This window comes from Algoriphagus ornithinivorans (assembly GCF_900115305.1).
In the GTDB taxonomy this organism is placed as follows: domain Bacteria; phylum Bacteroidota; class Bacteroidia; order Cytophagales; family Cyclobacteriaceae; genus Algoriphagus; species Algoriphagus ornithinivorans.
In genome coordinates this window covers 64,711-82,779 of record NZ_FOVW01000014.1, presented here as the reverse complement: position 1 = coordinate 82,779, position 18,069 = coordinate 64,711, and the positions used below count along the sequence as shown (strand labels likewise).

The window sequence follows — 18,069 nt, the reverse complement described above, 5'->3', positions numbered from 1 at the left end:
ACAGATCTGCCTCCAGTGATTTACGTCCCAAAGCAGCTTCCAGCTCCTTGATCCTACTTTTTAATACCTGAACCCTATTGTCCTGACTGTCTTTTTCCATAACCATTCTTGTCCCCTTCTTCAAGGTAGTCGAATATTTGTAAAGCCAAGTATATACAGTCTGTTTTCCGCCTATTCCGTATTCACGAACAGCCTGGAGAACTGTTAACTCTTTCCGTTCTATCTGACCTACAATCTGCCTACGCAAATCCTCACTGAAAATCCGCTGAGCTTTAAGTTGAAATCTTTTTGTCATCTTATTTGGTTTATCGTCCCAACAAAATGTGTCAACTTTTTTCAGGCATTGTCATCACGTCTCTCGTCTCTAGTCTCTCGCATCTCGCATCTCGCTTCTCGTCTCCTACCCCTCCATTTTCCAAAAAGCATCCTCCACGACAGTTCTTTAAAAATTTTTATAAACTTTAAGCCGATCTCAGAGTTAGCTTCGTAAGTGCAGATGAAATAGGACTTCGTGAGTCAATAGTCCTTATATTCGTACTTAAGCTCAACTGATGGATCAGCCAGTTTTAATGATTTATGCCCTTTCTCCTGCTTATCAAGCTAGGAGAAAAAGCCTTTTTGGGGCAGCTCATTACACAGACGCGGTTAAACTTTTCCAAGATCTTCACCAGAAAACAGAATCCCTAGCTCAAAATTCAGGTTTAAAAACCTTTTGGTTTTTTGATCACCTCCAAGAAGGAAAAAGTTTTGGAGAGCGTTATGCCAATGCTTTCAAAGAAGTTTTTTCCAAGGGTTACCAAAAAGTTATATCTATTGGAAATGATATTCCCGAACTGGAATTATCTCATATTGAGCAAGCTAGTAATTCTCTAACCCATTCTAAGGTAGTACTCGGGCCTGCTGCAGATGGAGGAGATTACCTAATTGCGCTGACCGAAGAAACTTTTTATGAAGAGGAATTCAAAAATCTACCTTGGAATAAAAGTAGCTTACATTCCAAGTTATCAGAATTACTCTCTTCTTATACTTCAGTCGAGCAACTCGAGTGCCTAGTAGATATAGATGACTTTCAATCTTTAGTTATAGTCAGAAAGAATGTTAACTGGATTGCAATCCTGCTTTTTAGTTTAAAATCATTCATTCTCTATACAAAAACTGTTTTCGAGAAATTACTCCTACCAAAGGATAATCCCCTAAGGGCACCTCCCCTTTCCATTTAATCAATTATCAATCTTTTCTTCAAATCAAATCTTCTCTGGAGCTATTCCTTCAGGGACATCTATTCATTTATTCAATTGTATATGAAATTTTCATTTACCCTTTTACTTCTGCTCAGGATTCAGCTGGTTTTTGGCCAGTCTATGACCTATGAGAGTAGAATTTTGGATGTAAGTGGCATTCCTATTCCAGGTGCCACTGTTACCGAACTTGGAACTTCCAATGTGGCTATCTCTGACCAAGATGGTAGATTTAGAATTAGTTCTTCCAAGCAAAATCTGACCTTAAGGATCAGTTTTATCGGCTTCGAAACTCAAGATGTTGTCATCAACAACGGAGTTTTGGAAAAGGAGATCAGACTACTCGAGTCCACTGAAAATCTGGAGGAATTTGTCGTAACTGCTTTAGGGGTAGAAAGACAAAGGCAATCCCTTTCTTCCGCTGTGACCACCATCGGTGCAAGAGAGCTAAGTGATGTGCCTCAAACAAACTTGATCAACTCTCTTTCTGGTCAAGTTGCAGGAGTTCAAATCACCAATGGATCTTCAGGTGTTGGGTCAAGTTCCAGAATAATTATCCGAGGTGAAAACTCCATCAGTGGCAACAATCAGGCCCTAATCGTAATTGACGGTGTACCTATTATCAATGAGCAAATTACCAGTGATCTTTTCAATGATGGAGCAAATATCCAGGAAGTAGACTTCGGAAATGGTGCTGCCGAAATCAACCCAGATGATATTGAGTCCATCACCATTTTGAAAGGACCAGGTTCTGCAGCTCTGTATGGCGCTAGAGCTGCCAACGGAGTTGTCTTGATTACTACCAAAAAAGGCAGAAAAAAGCAGGGAATAGGTGTTACAACCAGCTCCTTGCTAACTTTTGATGGTCTTTTGACACTACCTGATTACCAAAATGAATACGGAGGAGGATCTAATGGACAATACTCTTTCCAAAATGGTATTGGCGCAGGGGTCAATGATGGAGGAATTTCCAGTTATGGTCCAAGACTTAATCAAGGCCTTTTAATTGCTCAGTTTGACAGCCCATCTGTAGATATTAATGGGAATCCGGTTAGAGCAGGCGATGTGATCAGCAGAAGAAGACCTGATGGAACCTTTACCGCTATCACTCCTACCCCTTGGATTGCGAGACCTGATAATGTGAGGGACTTCTTTAGAACTGGAGTTACTTCCCAAAATAATATTGCTGTTACTTCAGGAAATGAAAAAGGAGGAGCCAGAATAGCTTATAGCAATTTAAGAAATGAGGGTATTCTACCTAATACAGACCTCAAAAGAGACGGTTTGGCCTTGAGCATTAATCAAGCATTGACGGAAAAATTCAGAGTAGACTTATTTACCAACTTTATCAATTCCAGAAGTGATAATCGTCCCAACTTAGGTTATGGATATGAAAACGTCATGTATGGCTTCAACTGGACAGGTAGAAATTTTGATATTTCTTCTTTGAGAGATTACTGGCAGGCTGGGCAAGTAGGTATTCAGCATTTTGATTTCAATTACCTATGGTTGACCAACCCTTATTTAACACTGTTTGAAAACACCAACAGCTTTGTTAAAAACAGGGTTTTAGGAAATCTTGCTCTTACCTATGATTTCACCAATAAGCTAAGTCTTCGTGTAAGAACAGGAATTGATAATTCATCAGATTCCAGAGCATTCAGAAGAGCATTCAGTACCAACAGAAGAGTTTTCGGAGGCTATAGAGAAGATGATGTAAGGCTATTCGAAATGAATTCCGACATTCTCCTTACCTACTCTGATCAATTCAATTCTGACTGGCTGTATTCAGTATCTGCCGGAGCTAACCGCTTAGATCAGAAAATCAACTATTCTTACACCGAAGCCAACCAATTGGCCTTACCTGGTATCTATACCATAGAAAACTCAAGGGTGCCTTTGAGAGGAAGCAGTCAGATTTTTGATAAAAGAATCAACAGCGTGTATGCCTTCGGTAACTTCAGCTATAGATCGGTTCTATTTATTGATCTGACCTTGAGAAATGACTGGAGCAGTACCTTACCAGCTGAAAATAACTCTTTCGCTTATTACTCAGGCGGATTGAGCTATGTGCTTTCAAAAGGTCTTCCGCTTCCAAAATCCATTTCAAATGCAACAGTTCGATTCAACGTTGCAAGTGTGGGTAATGACACAAATCCTTATCAGCTAAACAATACCTTCCAGTTTAATCAGAATTACGGTTCATTCACGCGAGTAACCAATGGTACTGTACTAAACAACCCAAATCTAAAGCCTGAAAGACTGAACTCTTTGGAGGCAGGAATGGCATTTGGACTGTGGAGAGACAGAATTCAAACAGATATTGCCGTTTTTCAAAACACCAGTATCAATCAGATTATCGGGCGACCAATTTCAACGGCTTCGGGTTTCAGTAATATCATTGAAAATGGAGGAGAAGTAAGAACCCGAGGCTTGGAAGCAAGTGTTCAGGCTTTGATGTTTGAAAGAGGAGCTTTCAGCTGGAGCTTGGGAGCAAATTTCACAACTTACAGAAGTGTGGTAACTGAACTTCCGGAAGGAGTGGATCAGTATGTAACCGGCGAGGCTAGCGTATTTAGAGGAGCTGGAGGATCAAATTCTGTTTTCTACATCGCAAGAAAAAATGGAAGAATTGGAGACATGTATGGATCCGGTTTCCAAGAGTTTGAAGGCCAGACCATTTTCGGATCTAATGGTTTGCCAATCCAGGACGGAAGATTGAGGCTTTTAGGCAATTACAACCCTGATTTCTTTGTGGGTTTAACCAATCAATTCCGTTACAAAAAACTTCAGTTAGGATTTGTTTTCGATTGGAGACAGGGAGGAACTATAGTTTCCAGAACCAGAGCATTGGGCAGTACATCAGGTGTCCTTAAAGAAACTTTGGAAGGAAGAGAGACTGGAGTAGTTGGACAAGGAGTCATGAATGTAGGAACTCCTGAAAATCCTCAATATGTGCCAAATACAACTGTAGTACCCGCCAGCTCATTTTACAACAACTTCTTTGACAGAGGAAATGAAGCTTCAGCTCTTTACGATGCTTCTTATCTGAAATTAAGACAATTGAGCTTGTACTATGACCTACCTCAGCAATGGGTAAATTCTATCGGGTTCAATTACATCAAAGTGGGTTTTGTGGGAAGCAATCTTCTTCTATTCACCGAAAATCCTCACTTCGATCCAGAACTCAACGCCATGCAAGGAAGAAACTTGACCTATGGAGTTGAAGACATGTCTTACCCGTCTACCAGAAGCTTTGGTTTTAGCATCAAAACAGAATTTTAATCATGAAGAATTTATATAAAGTAGGAATATGTGGAATGCTTTTATTTTCACTTTCCTGCACCGAAGATTTTGAAGAAATCAATACGAATCCGAATTCACCGGAAGCGATTGGTCCACAGTTTTTATTATCCAATGTGATTTCTGTGGCAGCAGATGAAAACACCTATGATCAGGGTTTCAGGCTGGCAAATTATCTTGCACAGTTTGCTGCAAGTGTGGAATTTGAGCGAATTGATCGATACGAAATGGGGAGTAACGCCCAGTATTGGAATCAAAATTTCCGTTTGTTGAACGATATTAGGTCAATCCAGACTAATCCAGCTACCAACGAGGCTTACAATGCAGTAGCTGACATTATGAAATGCTACTTATTCTCTCAATTGACTGATATGTGGGGAGATATTCCTTATTCTGAAGCATTGAAGGCGAGTGATGGCTTGTATAGCCCAAAATATGATACGCAGGAATTTGTATATACAAACCCTGAGATCGGGATTTTGGCTACTTTGAAAAAAGCATCTGAAACTTTGGCATCTACCACCAATGGTATTCAGGGAGATATGATGTTTAACAATGATTTAGTGAAATGGAGAAGATTTGCCAATTCATTAAGGTTCAGATACCTGCTTAGAATCAGCAAAAGGTTGACAAATTTCTCTGAGATGCAGGCACTAGTGGATCAAAACGATATGATGCAAGGTAATTCAGACAATGCGGTAGTTCCTTACTTGGCATCAGCACCAAACCAATGGCCTATGTCCCAGTCTGCTTTGGGCTTATACCAAGAACACAGAATGACTCTTACCGTTGATTCTGTATTGAAAGCTTGGAATGATCCAAGACAGGCGGTTTTGTATAAACCAACTCAGCAAAGTGTCATCAATGGAAATCCTCAGTTTAAAGGTTTGCAAAATGGCCTTAATCGAGAAACCATTAATGAAAGAGGAATTCAATTAAATGATATCTCTCTCTTTGGAGCGGTTTTCAGAGATGTGCCAAATGGCGTTGATGGACAGTTTATGCAGTATGCTGAATTGCAGTTTGCTCTCGCAGAAGCCGTGGCTAGAGGATACATTCAGGGAGATATGAAAGCATACTATGAAAAGGGTGTTAGAGCCAGCTTTGCCTATTGGAAAGTTCCGGTTCCATCCGATTATTTCCAGCGGGCTAATGTATCTCTGGATACGGGAAATGCTTTGACCAAAATTCTGACTCAAAAATGGTTAGCCTTGATAAATAATGGTCATGAAGCTTGGTTTAATGTAAGGAGAACTGGTATTCCTGCACTCAAGCCGGGACCTGATAATTTAAATGAAGGCCGCTATCCGGTGAGGTATCTTTACCCTGAATCTGAGCAGGCAGTTAATAAGTCAAATTATGATGAAGCTGCGGCAAGAATGGGTGGAGACAACATCAACAGCAAGGTCTGGTGGGAAAAATAAATTTAGCGAATTGACCTAAAAAAAAACTGCCTCCAAAAGAGGCAGTCTTTTTTTTATTTTAAACCATAATCAAATCTTAATGGAATGGCAAGACCAACTCAGAGGTCTTGTTCTCAACCAAAATTCTATTAATGTTATGTCTGATGGTACAGATTCCAGCAGCAGCATCGTAGTCAAAGGCATCTAATTCATCTTTGATAGAATCAATGAATGGAGGGATTACAGGTGAAGTACCAGGACTTCCCGCATCGATATTTGGATTGGCCAAGTATTCCACTTCAGATATCACCAATTTGATTCCCATATCTGCCAATCTTCTACCTTCAGCGATAAAAATCTCCTGACGCATCAAATAAAGAGTTTCCAATGCATCATCCAGATCATTTAAAGCATCGATATCTGCTACAGAAACTGATGTTCCAGAAATAGTCGGAACCGTTACATTTCCGGACTTTCTATCCAAAACCAAACCTTCGATCAAAGGAGCACCTGGAGAAAAACGCACCTGAACATCCGAGTTGTTAGGTCTTGAGCCAGGATTCAATTGAGTTCTGTCTTGCTGATTGTTATTGAAAGTTGACCGCTCACGGCTTCCTACCAAATTAACAATGTCAGTCATTACAGATTTAGCTGAATTCAGATTGCTATCGGAAATCGCAGCTTCAGCTAGAATCAAATGAGCTTCTTCAATTTTAAATATTGCTACAGGGCTGGCCTGACTGGCTCCTCTGAAGTAATACTTTGGATCCAAAAAGTCCATTCTTGGCAATACCTGCAAATCATCAAAATTACCTCTGTCATAAAGGGCTGTTTGCATAGTGTTCACAGGACCTTGCGCCTGATCAAACTGTGCATAATAAACCAAATTTGGAGCTTTGGAAATCGCTGAATTAGCAGCCTGAACTGCTTCAGCTTTATTTCCTAAACGGTAGTTAGCTCTCGCTATTCCCAAGCTTGCAGCAGCACTGATTTGAGTATTGGAAGAAGATTCCGCCAAACGGAATGTCTCAACTGCCATACCAAGGATGGATCTCCATTCTACTGCCTCTCCTCCTGCCGTCACCGGAAGGAAAGAGAAATACTCACCGCTCAAGAGGTAAGAATAAGCTTTGTAGAAATTCAATTCAGCTTCCTGATCTGCTGTTGTCAGAGGGTCGGCATTTTTTACGACAGTCAAACCGTAATCTGCCATTTCTCTCAAACGACCCAACTGAAACTGGAACCCATTGATATCTGCGTCCTGAGGACGGATAGTTAAGTTATCCAGATTTTGGTTATAGAAAGTTTGAACGTTCTCATAATTATCCGATCCTATTTCCAGAAAGGTAACGTGAGCGTTTACCGTCAGAGCCAATTGTCTTTTCACCCCAGCCACCCATGGAGTCATGGGATTATTGGTGTTCAAGATGGCCTCTTCTGTAAGATTGGGGTTGGTAACTTCCGTTGGGTCTACCAAATCACAACCTGAGGACATCAATATTCCTCCCAGTAATAAATATGTTAATGCTGTTTTTTTCATGTGTTTAAAATTTTTCTCAAAGGATAGTTGAAACCCTGATTCAAAGAGGAGATATATTCCTGCGAATAATTGATTGCTTTGGATTTCATCATTCACTTTGATTAGAATGAAATTCTCAAAGTTCCTAGGTAAGTTCTTGGCAATGATTCTGTACCAAAGCCGAAACCACCACCACCAAAGCTATTTTGAGTACCGAAACCAGCACCACTGACTTCAGGATCTACATCTGCTTTGAAAAAGTTGATAGGGTTCAACACATTGAATCCAATAGACATGGACTGGATTGCCTTTCCATAGAATTGACTTGGGATCTTATAGGAAAGGGCGATGTTTCTGATTTTTAGATAATCAGAGCTTTGAACCCATAGACCTGCAAGATCGAAGAAGTTTCCTCCCACCAAATTCTCAGGAATAACAGTAGAAGCTCCAGCGAAATAACGAAGCACATCATCCACTGCTACTGTTTGTCCACCATGCTGATAATCACCGGTAGCAAACAAGCTCAAACCTTTGTAATTCACATTCAAGGACATTGAACCGAATCTTGGAGCAATTGGAGAACCCAATGCAGCATTAGGGATCACCTCAGTGATGTTATTATTCTCATCCAAAATCGGTCTGTTACCTCTAAAGTATCCTAAAGGCTGACCTTCTTTGATGAAAGAACCTAAGAACTGGAAACCTCCCACGTTGAATTCAGGAGCTCCACCTGAGGACAATACTTCGTTTTGTACTGTATTGTAAGAAGCAGTGACATTTACATTCCAGTCATTAGTTTCCAGAACTACGAAATTGGCTCCGATCTCCCAACCTTTGTTTTCGATCTCACCGATATTTCTCAACTGGTTGCCCTGACCGAAAGAAGGCGCAAATGGAGCTGAGAACAAGGCATCTTCAGTCAATGCCTGATAGTAAGTCACCTGGAATTTGATGCGATCAGAGAATAATCCCAAGTCAGCACCAACTTCTGTAGTGGAAGTTCTTTCTGGCTTCAAAGTAGGATCACCCGGGTTTCCGAAAGTGAATGAAGGAGCGTTCAAATAAGTATTGGAATTGATAATTCTATCATTCGCAAATGGTCTAGGGAAATTACCCGCCACACCATAGTTTGCTCTGAACTTGATCGTAGAAACAGAATAGTTCGGGAAAGCTTTTCTGAAGAAATCTTCATCAGAAAGATTGTATGCCAATCCTACAGATGGGAAAAATTGAAGTCCAATTTCATTACCAAATGCAGTGTTCCCATCTACGCGAAGACCAACCTCAGCAAATAGTTTATCTCTAAATCCGATATTCTCTTTTAAGAAGAAACCATAGTTTGTCACTGCACTCAAGAAGTCAGTTACGTTTTTCTCACCCGCATTATTGATGGAAATAGACCCTTCTGTTACTTCGCTGGCATTAATCTGGATTTGCTCATCCTGATTTCTGAAAAACTGACCACCACCAATGGTGAGGAAGGAGAATTTCCCTACGTTTTCTTCCCAGCTTGCATCAATTTGACCGGTTAAGGAAAAGAAGTTTCTTTCAAACAAATCAATTGTACCACGGTCAGTAGTTCCCTCAGGAACGAAACCACGCTGAATCAATTGAGCATTGGTTGTGATATCCTGCTGTCTGGTTGATCTTGCATCGATTCCAAAAAGTGCTCTAGCGGATACTTTCTCAGAGAATTTGAAATCAAATTGCTGAGAGTTGGTAAATCTTCTTACACGCTCAGTGATATTGGTCAATTCGATTGTTCTTCGGATTCTTTGAGTGATTGAATCCAACTCATTGCGGTTTAAAGTAGTTAGGTCTCCCCATCGCCCTACAGTCTCCAAGTTACCGAACTCACTAAAGCTACTGTTTGCATTGTAATCTCTGGTAAACTCATTGCTGGAGAAACCTGCAGTGGATGAATAAGTAATCCAGTCATTCACTTTGGCGGAAATACCTCCACGGAAATTTCTTCGTGTTTGACCTAAACCATATCTATAACCCTCATCATCATAAAGATTTCCGGAGAAAGAATAAGTGAACTTGTCATTTCCTCCATCTACTCCCAATCTATAGCTTTGCTGCAAACCAGGTCGGAAGATGATATCAGCAGTTTCTTTGAAAAACAGGTAATCCTCTGTACCTACCTGAGAACCGATTTGAGTTTCAAAATTTACTCTTGCAGCACCGGCAGTACCTTTTTTGGTAAAGATTTGAATCACACCATTCGCAGCATCCGCACCATATAAAGTAGTGGCAGCACCACCTTTTACATATTCAATACTTTCGATGTTTTCCACTGGAATATCTGCGATCGCAGAACTTTGCGCACCACCTGTTCCCAATGATAATTGTGCAGCTGAGTTTAGGTTATCCACTCTGACACCGTCAACATAGATAACAGGAGTTGTTCCTACAGCTGCTGAAATAGGCCCTCTTGAACGAATCAAGGAGGCGGTTCCCGGCTGACCAGAACCAAGTCTCACCTGTGCATTAGGCATGTTGGCTCTTAGAATTTGATCCAACTGCACGACAGGCATTTTACTGATCTTATCTTCACCCATCTGATCCACAGTAGTTGAAAGTCTTCTTTTCTCAACCCCTGCACCCTGACCGGTGATGACAATCTCCTCCAATGCTTTCACATCAGACTCCATTACCACATTGATCACGGTTTTATTTTCAACAGGAACTTCTTTGGTACGAAGTCCAACAAAGCTGAAAACCAAAACCGCATCGCTACCTGGTACTAAAAGACTATAGTTACCATCCAAATCGGTAACTGTCCCTTGAGTAGTACCTTTTACTACTACGCTTAATCCCGGAATCCCCGCGGGATCCTCTTTACTTGTCACTTTTCCCGTGACAGTCCTTGATTGGGCCCAAACCAATGATGAACTCATCATCAGCAGGACAAAACCCAGTAAAACTCTTCTCATAGGTTGATTATTTAGTTAATTCAAAAGCCTAAAATGATGAGTATTTACTAGACATAAAAATTGAAAAAAGTCTAAAATGAGTCAATTTAACGTATAAAATTTGGCATTAATGATGAAAATCCAAATTACCTATATTTTAAACCATTCTATTAAAATTTAATAGAATAATAATTAATAGTATACTAATTAATTTAGTTTATTATTCTCTGTTTCATGGTAAAAACTGAATGATATTCTGATTCTTTAAAAAATACTATTTATTTTAAATTTTGCTTTTTGAATAAACACAGCATTTTATTCTGAATTAGTTAAAATAAATATTTATTAACAGAATTAAATTCTACGCATTCATTTCAAGCCTGCTATAAAAACTAATTTTAATTTGGAGAATCTTATAATTAAAGAAATAATATTTTATTTTCTATTTTTCTATTTACATAGAGTTTTTATATAATTATTCTAATTATCTATATAACTTTTTACATTCTAAAAAACAGACTTCTAATTTTCGCAGCTCAAAATTTAGCCTACCTTACCTCCAACATTGATCAAACACCCAATTCAGTCCTTCCCTCCACTCCCTTTGAACTGGTCTTCTTTATAAGCGAAAAGGACATTGAAGGTGGTCAGGGAACCGTAACAACGCGTGATGTATTGTTGCAAATGAACCCGATCTTCATCATCCAGCTTGGGGTGATTGTTAATATTCTGCTCCAGGACCCGAAGCTTTTCTCTTACCATGACAATCTTATGAAAAAACGTGTCCATAGGAATATCTTTTTCCTGAAGGCTTGCGTCACCCGGGTTTAGCGTAATCGAACCTCCGATCCATTTTCCTCCCAAAGGGACGATAGGGGCTCGTTCGGAAGTTTGGATTAAAGCCTCCCGAATAGCTTTCTCTACATCCTTTTGTGTCAACATGGGGAAATCCGGTTTTTTCGCTTCTTCAATTTCAAAACCTTCGTAATCCCTCGCTAGGGTTTTCACTTCCTCTGTATCATAAAAGTAGATTTTGTAATAAGTTGCATCTGCTGATACAATCATTCCAGAACCAAATTTAGGATGACGTAATCTGCTGCCTGGGGCTAGTTCACTTGCTGACATAATTTTTAAAATAGTTAAATTCAGTAATACCAAAATAGGAAAAAATTAATCTGGTTTTCCGTAATCATGACTTCTTACATAATTTCTTTTGCCCGTTAGCAATTGCGTGGAAGACCGTGGATCGAAGCTTACAGATTCGATCCTAAATACTGATTCGACACAGTAATTCTTTCTTATTTGAAAATAGGCGGTTTTAGATCTAAATTAAATTGTATTCAGCTACAGGAACAAAATGTGTAACATTCATTATTTGAATTCATCAAGTAAATACTTACTCCAAACAGCACAATGAAATTATTCTCAGAAAAAGCAATTGTACAACTATTGGCCATATTTCTAGGTTTCACTTTCTTCGGTGCAGGAATGGCCAAACTTTACGATGGACACTCCTATTTTGGTTGGATTGGCCCTGTTTGGCTAATAGAAAGACTGGAAGAGTATTCTCTGGGGCTTTATGCAAAATTCATAGCCTTATCACAAGTACTGATAGGTTATCTACTTCTCACAACCAGATTTAAACTATTGGGAAGTATCATGATGGTGCCCATGATCCTCAATATTTTGATGGTCACTATTTCACAACAATGGCGAGGTACTCCCTTTGTTTTAGCTGTCTTATTGATTTTTAACTTGATCATTATTTGGCATTACAGAAGTTTTTTCTCTCCGCTTTTAAATGAAAGCCTGAAAAAAGTAAAATCTAACTCTGTTTCATTAAAATCCTCATTGGGTCATTTAGTCTGGTTGAGCGGTCTTAGCCTACAGTTCTTTTCAATCGCAATCTCCTATTATTCTCTTCGCTTTGCTTTCTTGATTTCATTTGCCGGCTTATCCATTTCTATACTCAGCTTTTTGGTGGATAAAAAAATAAATCTCCGTAACTTAAAATAGGCCAAACAGACAAAATCATGATCATTTACCCACACCTAAGCTTCGACGGCAAGGCTGAAGAGGCTTTTACCTTTTATCAATCGGTACTCGGAGGAAACTTTGAAAGTGGTTTCCATTATTTTGAAGATATACCCGGAGCCCAAATCCCAGACGAGGAAAAAAGGAGAATCATGCATGTGAATTTGATTTTATCACCTGACCAACAAATCATGGGCAGTGATAGTATGCCCAGTGCAGGTCATCAAGTTCATATGGGAAACAATAACCATATTTCTTTAGGAGTAGACAGCAAGCAACAGGGTAAAGAATTTTTTGAAAAGCTTTCTGAAGGCGGAGAAATTGAGTCCCCCTATCAAAAGATGTTTTGGAATGCTTATTTCGCAAGTTTTAAAGACAAATTTGGGGTGAGCTGGATGATCAACTACAACTTGAAAGAAAACGAAGAATGAATCTTATTTCAACATTTAAAAAGAATAGACTGAGAATCAACTGAGTACTTCCTTTGTGATCAAAGAACTCTTCTGAGTATTGGAATCAGCAAATTTTACCGTACCTTTGAGGCCTAGCGGCACGACCAGCTCCTGCTGAATCCCCCAGGTCCGGAAGGAAGCAAGGGTAGGCGGTTGTAGCGGTGCGATGCCGCTTCTTTTTTTGTTTTATTTTCGAACCTTTCATTTTTAAGGTTCCGTATGCTGATTAATCTTTTAACTTTGTCTAGTAGAATAGCTTCACATCTATTCCTCAAATTCAATAATTAAGTAAACCTATTCCTCGGGAAGTAAGTATGAGAAAGGTTTTACCATTTTGGTAAAGTCTATTTGCTACGATTTTCCCATTAACCTAAAATTCAAACCTAAACTCATGAAATGTCCAAAACCGACTTCTGGAAATATGAAGCTTGATTTGGAACAATTCAAAAACCCTTAAAATTACAACCCTATGAAATTCTTTATTGATACTGCAAATTTGGACGAAATCCGCGAAGCCTATGATTTGGGCGTTTTAGATGGAGTAACAACCAACCCTTCTCTCATGGCAAAAGAAGGAATAAGCGGAGACGCCAATGTAAAGGCTCACTATAAGGCCATCTGCGATATTGTAGATGATAAAGTGAGTGCTGAAGTCATTGCTACTGATTTTGATGGCATGATTAAAGAAGGAAAAGAATTGGCCAAAATTGATGATAAGATTGTGGTGAAAATCCCCATGATCAAGGAGGGAGTTAAAGCGATCAAATATTTCCACAGTGAAGGAATCCGTACAAACTGTACTTTGATTTTCTCTTCAGGCCAAGCTTTGCTGGCGGCAAAAGCCGGAGCTACTTATGTTTCCCCATTTATAGGGCGTTTGGATGACATCTCTTTTGACGGATTGGAGTTGATCGAGCAGATTGTACATATTTTCCAGACTTATGGCTTTGCAACAGAAGTACTTGCAGCTTCAGTAAGACATAGCATGCATTTAATCAAATGTGCCGAAATAGGAGCCGATGTAGTTACATGCCCATTGAAAGTAATTACTGGCTTGTTGAAACATCCACTTACAGATTCCGGACTAGCACAGTTTTTGGCAGATCATGCCAAGGCAGCAGGTAAATAAGCAAATACAAGGAAGGAGGATAATCTCCTCCTTCCCTACTTATACAAAATATGTATATCATTAAGGTAAAGGGAAAAGCAAAGATTCCTGACTACATCCAAATCAGGGACGAAAATTTCGTGTTGGTAGCTTATTTTAGAGCAGATAGACCCATGAAAAACATTGAGAAATTTGGATTGGAGGGAAAAGAAAAAGAGTTGGCAGCGCTGATTGAGCAACTGCCTTTTGGAAAATTGCAAAAACTGGAGTTATAATATGGATTTTAGCACGCAACCTGTACTGCAGGTAGAGAAAGCTACTATTTTTCAGGGCATAGATCCTGTCCTCACTGATGTGAGCTTTTCTGTGGAGCAACATGAATTTGTTTTTTTGATTGGGCAAACAGGAAGTGGAAAGAGCTCCTTGTTAAAAACCCTCTATGCAGACTTGGCCCTTAAAAGCGGGAAAGTGGAAATAGCCGGTTTTGATCTGACCAAGGTTAAAACATCCGAAATTCCTTTTTTAAGAAGAAAGCTGGGGATTATCTTCCAGGATTTTCAGCTATTCAATGATAGAAGCGTAGCCGAAAATCTAGACTTTGTCATGAAAGCAACTGGCTGGAAAGACAAAGTAAAAATCAAGGAGCGAATGGCCGAAGTTCTGATGCTTGTAGGTCTCAACAATGCTTCTTCCAAAATGCCCCACCAACTTTCGGGTGGAGAGCAACAAAGGGTAGTGATTGCGAGAGCTTTGTTAAATGAGCCTTCAATACTGCTAGCTGATGAACCAACAGGAAACTTAGATCCAGACGTAGCGGATGGGATATTCAAACTTTTTCAAGAGATCAATAAGAAAGGAACTGCAATCCTCATGGCAACCCATAACCATGAATTGCTTCGTAAATACCCTTATAGAGTTTTAAAATGCGAGGGAGGAAAGTTATTGGATAGCCAAACCCATAATGTCTCCTTCGGGACATCGTATTGATTTAGAGCGCTTAGGAAAAACATCTTAACGAATCCCTCGTTAATTCTGCACAACCAAATGATTATGAGACTACGAAAAATTTTCCCTTTTTTCCTTCTAGGCTTGATGACCATTTCCTTTTGGTCATGTAAAGATGATGAGGATACCTTGCCTGAAGTGGAACCGGGTTCCAATGCGGCTATCAACCGATGGATTTCGGAAGTAATGGAGGAAGCTTACTATTGGTTGGAGAACTTAGGTACTCCCATCAGCGAAAATTCAGATCCTGAAGATTACTTTGAATCCTTATTGTTCAGACCTACTGATAGATTTTCTGTAATCTACCCTGATTACCAAGAACTATTAAACTCCTTGAATGGAGTTACGCTTGAAGCAGGTTATGAATTTATTCTTTTCCGGGAAAGCCAAAATTCAGATAATGTCATTGCAGAAATCACCTATATCAAGAAAAATAGCCCAGCCGCTACAGCCGGCTTAAGAAGAGGTGATATTATCAGGACAATCAACGGTCAGCAAATGACGGTTACTAATTTCAGAGAGGTAATTGGGGCTATTTCTTCTCAACATACAATTACTTATCTGAGATATAATGAAGGAAGTCAAGCTTTTGAAAATCAAGGCCAGTTACAACTTACGCCTGTACAACTAGCTGAAAACCCGAATTTCCTTGACACGATTTATACTATAAATAATCAAAAAATAGGGTATGTAGTTTATCATTTCTTTGCTCCTGGACCAGGGAACAATAGCAATGCCTATGATCAAGAAACAGATGCCATTTTTGCCAAATTTAAAGCAGAGGGCATCAACCACTTGATTGTTGATTTTAGATACAATGGCGGAGGATTTGTCTCTTCAGCCATTAATCTGGCAAGCTTGATAGCTCCCGGAGTCAGTACAAACGACATCTTTCTGAAAAGAAAATTCAATAGTTTTTTAAGTCGTTTTGACGAGTTCAAAAATGTCAATGCGAAATTTTTGTCTAAATCACAGAACCTTGGAAATACGCTTTCGGGAAATAGAGTATATGTACTCACATCCAGCAGAACAGCTTCAGCATCTGAACTCATTATCAATGGTCTGAAACCTTACATGGATGTATTTATTATTGGCGATGTGACGACTGGAAAAAATGTGGGTTCTGTTCCTATTGAAGATGAGGACAACCCACAAAATAGTTATGGTTTACTTCCCATAGTTTTTCAAAGCTTTAATAGTCAAGATAAATCAGATTATTCCAATGGTTTCACACCTAATATTACAGCCAAGGAAACTGCTGAAAGATTGAGACAATTTGGGGATGTAAATGAACAATTACTTCGAACTGCAATAACCCAAATCACTGGGACCCCACCTTCAGGAAGGTTTGAAAAGCTAGACCGAATGGACTTGGGAAGCACCTTGGATCTTAAAGTCAGGTCAGGAACCATGGTTGAAAATTTCGAAATCAATTAATTGCAAGTAAGCCTCAAGAAATTGAGGCTTATTTTTTTTGGGCATATTTTTCAATTTTTATTTAGGATTATTTTGCTTTTAGCCCCATATTAAAACCGTTTATTCTTTATAAACACCACTAATCCTTAAATTATTTTATTCAAACAATCAAAAGCAAAATGAAAAACATCTGGAGAAAACCAGCAGCGTGCGCAGGAATCCTACTAGGAGCTCTGACGTTTGCCTGTGCCCCTCAAGAAGAAAGTCCACTACTTCAAAGTGATGTATTGGAAGTGATCAAGTACCAAAACGGTGATATTATCCCTGGGAAATACATCGTCAGATTAAACCCAAGCAATCTTAATTTTAGAAAAGGTACAGACTATGCAGCTAATCAGGCTGCCATGCGAAAAGTTGGCAATGAGGTATTAGCCAAATACAGAATCGCAGAAGCGAATTTGGGCTATGTATACGGAGATGCCATAGAGGGATTCTCTGTTGCCTTGACCGATGAGCAATACATGGATCTATCCAAAGATCCGTCAGTGAAATTTATTGAGCCAGATAGAGTAGTGATGCTAGCTCCTCCTCCGGGTAAAGGACCGGGTGGTGGTGGAGATGGAGGAGGTAATGAGCCTACTCAAGCTACCCCTTATGGAATTACAAGAGTAGGAGGCGGAGCAACCTACACAGGAACTGGAGTAGCTTATGTCATTGATTCTGGGATTGATGCCAGCCATCCGGATTTGAAGGTGGATGTTACTAAAGGCTTTAATGCATTTGATAAAGGAAAAGACTCTAACCTATCTGCAGACGGAAATGGTCATGGAACGCACGTTGCAGGAACGATTGCAGCCATTGATAATAGCATTGGAGTAATTGGAGTGGCAGCAGGTGCCACTGTAGTTCCGATTAAAGTATTGGACAGCAGAGGTTCAGGATCTTATTCAGGAGTAATCGCAGGAGTAGATTTTGTGGCTGCAAATGGTAAAAATGGCGATGTTGCTAATATGAGTTTGGGCGGACCTCCTTCAGCGGCTTTAGATGCGGCTGTAATAAGAATGGCTCAAGCAGGAATAAAAGTAGCATTGGCAGCAGGCAATGAATCTCAAAATGCCAATAATTCTTCTCCAGCGAGAGCAAATGGAGCCAACATTTATACCGTTTCGGCAATTAATAGCAGTGATGTATTTGCATCCTTCTCTAACTTCGGAAATCCTCCTGTTGACTTTGCTGCCCCTGGAGTTGCGGTATTGTCTACAGTACCAGGTGGGTATTCTAGCTTTAGCGGAACTTCCATGGCAGCTCCACACGTAGCTGGAATTCTATTAACTGGAAATCCAAGAAACGGGGGATCAGCTATTAATGATCCTGATGGAAATGCAGATCCTATAGCAATCAAATAATAGAGTTTTAAATCAAATTATTTAAAAGCGACCAATCGGTCGCTTTTTTTTGTTATTGGGCTAAAGCCCCAATATCAAACATCATCCATGGATTAAACGGGCTAAAGCACCGTTCCTATTTTTTCAAATTATTAATCACCCAAACCTATTCAAGCAATTTCCATCAGCTTCAGCTTGTGGTCAGCGGTATAAACTGAAACCACCCAGGCTTTAGCCAAAACATAAACCCATTAAGCTAAAGCCACAATATCAAACATTATCCATGGA

At 39.6% G+C, this 18,069-nt stretch carries 14 protein-coding genes and 1 other RNA gene; 11 read left to right on the top strand and 4 right to left on the bottom strand.

Going from position 1 to position 18,069, the window contains the following annotated elements; translation table 11 throughout:
* Nucleotides 1-295, bottom strand: a 295-nt coding sequence (locus BM073_RS17685) for a transposase (RefSeq protein WP_139217524.1), incomplete at its 3' end; no start/stop codon positions are given.
* A gap of 256 nt (nt 296-551) precedes the next feature.
* On the opposite strand from BM073_RS17685, the gene BM073_RS17680 reads away from it, so the two are divergent.
* From BM073_RS17680 to BM073_RS17670, 3 genes are all read left to right on the top strand, one after another.
* The gene (locus BM073_RS17680; protein ID WP_091655662.1) at nt 552-1,220 is read left to right on the top strand and encodes a TIGR04282 family arsenosugar biosynthesis glycosyltransferase; all 669 of its coding nucleotides are present in this window, start codon (nt 552-554) and stop codon (nt 1,218-1,220) included.
* Nucleotides 1,221-1,301: 81 nt separating this feature from the next.
* Nucleotides 1,302-4,523 carry a SusC/RagA family TonB-linked outer membrane protein gene (locus tag BM073_RS17675; protein WP_091655661.1) on the top strand — a complete coding sequence of 1,074 codons (3,222 nt, stop codon included), beginning with the start codon at nt 1,302-1,304 and terminating at the stop codon, nt 4,521-4,523.
* A 2-nt stretch (nt 4,524-4,525) separates the two neighbouring features.
* Nucleotides 4,526-5,965, top strand: coding sequence for a SusD/RagB family nutrient-binding outer membrane lipoprotein (locus BM073_RS17670; protein ID WP_091655660.1), 1,440 nt, complete (start codon nt 4,526-4,528; stop codon nt 5,963-5,965).
* Nucleotides 5,966-6,041: 76 nt separating this feature from the next.
* Here the strand turns inward: BM073_RS17670 and BM073_RS17665 are convergent, their stop codons facing one another.
* The 3 genes from BM073_RS17665 to BM073_RS17655 form a co-directional block, all read right to left on the bottom strand.
* Nucleotides 6,042-7,484 (bottom strand): hypothetical protein, encoded by a 1,443-nt coding sequence (locus BM073_RS17665; RefSeq protein WP_091655659.1) that lies wholly within the window; start codon nt 7,482-7,484, stop codon nt 6,042-6,044.
* Nucleotides 7,485-7,585: 101 nt separating this feature from the next.
* A complete protein-coding gene (locus BM073_RS17660) occupies nt 7,586-10,402 on the bottom strand; it encodes a TonB-dependent receptor domain-containing protein (RefSeq protein ID WP_091655658.1) in 2,817 nt (938 codons plus the stop codon).
* 561 nt (nt 10,403-10,963) lie between these two features.
* On the bottom strand, nt 10,964-11,506 hold the full coding sequence (locus BM073_RS17655; protein ID WP_175557950.1) for a DUF8685 domain-containing protein: 543 nt from the start codon (nt 11,504-11,506) through the stop codon (nt 10,964-10,966).
* Nucleotides 11,507-11,794: 288 nt separating this feature from the next.
* Between BM073_RS17655 and BM073_RS17650 the strand changes: the two genes are divergently transcribed.
* From BM073_RS17650 to BM073_RS17615, 8 genes are all read left to right on the top strand, one after another.
* Complete coding sequence (locus BM073_RS17650; RefSeq protein WP_091655657.1) at nt 11,795-12,397, top strand: hypothetical protein; 603 nt, start codon at nt 11,795-11,797, stop codon at nt 12,395-12,397.
* A 17-nt stretch (nt 12,398-12,414) separates the two neighbouring features.
* Entirely contained in the window at nt 12,415-12,846 is a 432-nt protein-coding gene (locus BM073_RS17645; protein WP_091655656.1) for a VOC family protein, read from the top strand.
* Nucleotides 12,847-12,959: 113 nt separating this feature from the next.
* An RNA gene (ffs, locus tag BM073_RS17640) (signal recognition particle sRNA small type) lies at nt 12,960-13,046 on the top strand.
* 290 nt (nt 13,047-13,336) lie between these two features.
* Nucleotides 13,337-13,996 carry a fructose-6-phosphate aldolase gene (fsa, locus tag BM073_RS17635; RefSeq protein ID WP_091655655.1) on the top strand — a complete coding sequence of 220 codons (660 nt, stop codon included), beginning with the start codon at nt 13,337-13,339 and terminating at the stop codon, nt 13,994-13,996.
* Nucleotides 13,997-14,046: 50 nt separating this feature from the next.
* The gene (locus BM073_RS17630) at nt 14,047-14,250 is read left to right on the top strand and encodes a fructose-6-phosphate aldolase (RefSeq protein WP_091655654.1); all 204 of its coding nucleotides are present in this window, start codon (nt 14,047-14,049) and stop codon (nt 14,248-14,250) included.
* A gap of 1 nt (nt 14,251) precedes the next feature.
* Nucleotides 14,252-14,962 (top strand): cell division ATP-binding protein FtsE, encoded by a 711-nt coding sequence (locus BM073_RS17625; RefSeq protein ID WP_091655653.1) that lies wholly within the window; start codon nt 14,252-14,254, stop codon nt 14,960-14,962.
* Nucleotides 14,963-15,025: 63 nt separating this feature from the next.
* Entirely contained in the window at nt 15,026-16,417 is a 1,392-nt protein-coding gene (locus BM073_RS17620; RefSeq protein ID WP_091655652.1) for a S41 family peptidase, read from the top strand.
* 158 nt (nt 16,418-16,575) lie between these two features.
* The gene (locus BM073_RS17615) at nt 16,576-17,802 is read left to right on the top strand and encodes a S8 family peptidase (RefSeq protein WP_091655651.1); all 1,227 of its coding nucleotides are present in this window, start codon (nt 16,576-16,578) and stop codon (nt 17,800-17,802) included.
* Nucleotides 17,803-18,069: the final 267 nt, after the last annotated feature.

Coding starts and splice junctions, on each gene's coding strand:
- BM073_RS17650 (WP_091655657.1), top strand. CDS start 11,795: ATGAAATTATTCTCAGAAAAAGCAATTGTACAACTATTGGCCATATTT.
- BM073_RS17675 (WP_091655661.1), top strand. CDS start 1,302: ATGAAATTTTCATTTACCCTTTTACTTCTGCTCAGGATTCAGCTGGTT.
- BM073_RS17680 (WP_091655662.1), top strand. CDS start 552: ATGGATCAGCCAGTTTTAATGATTTATGCCCTTTCTCCTGCTTATCAA.
- BM073_RS17645 (WP_091655656.1), top strand. CDS start 12,415: ATGATCATTTACCCACACCTAAGCTTCGACGGCAAGGCTGAAGAGGCT.
- BM073_RS17630 (WP_091655654.1), top strand. CDS start 14,047: ATGTATATCATTAAGGTAAAGGGAAAAGCAAAGATTCCTGACTACATC.
- BM073_RS17660 (WP_091655658.1), bottom strand. CDS start 10,402: ATGAGAAGAGTTTTACTGGGTTTTGTCCTGCTGATGATGAGTTCATCA.
- BM073_RS17615 (WP_091655651.1), top strand. CDS start 16,576: ATGAAAAACATCTGGAGAAAACCAGCAGCGTGCGCAGGAATCCTACTA.
- BM073_RS17655 (WP_175557950.1), bottom strand. CDS start 11,506: ATGTCAGCAAGTGAACTAGCCCCAGGCAGCAGATTACGTCATCCTAAA.
- fsa (WP_091655655.1), top strand. CDS start 13,337: ATGAAATTCTTTATTGATACTGCAAATTTGGACGAAATCCGCGAAGCC.
- BM073_RS17665 (WP_091655659.1), bottom strand. CDS start 7,484: ATGAAAAAAACAGCATTAACATATTTATTACTGGGAGGAATATTGATG.
- BM073_RS17620 (WP_091655652.1), top strand. CDS start 15,026: ATGAGACTACGAAAAATTTTCCCTTTTTTCCTTCTAGGCTTGATGACC.
- BM073_RS17670 (WP_091655660.1), top strand. CDS start 4,526: ATGAAGAATTTATATAAAGTAGGAATATGTGGAATGCTTTTATTTTCA.
- BM073_RS17625 (WP_091655653.1), top strand. CDS start 14,252: ATGGATTTTAGCACGCAACCTGTACTGCAGGTAGAGAAAGCTACTATT.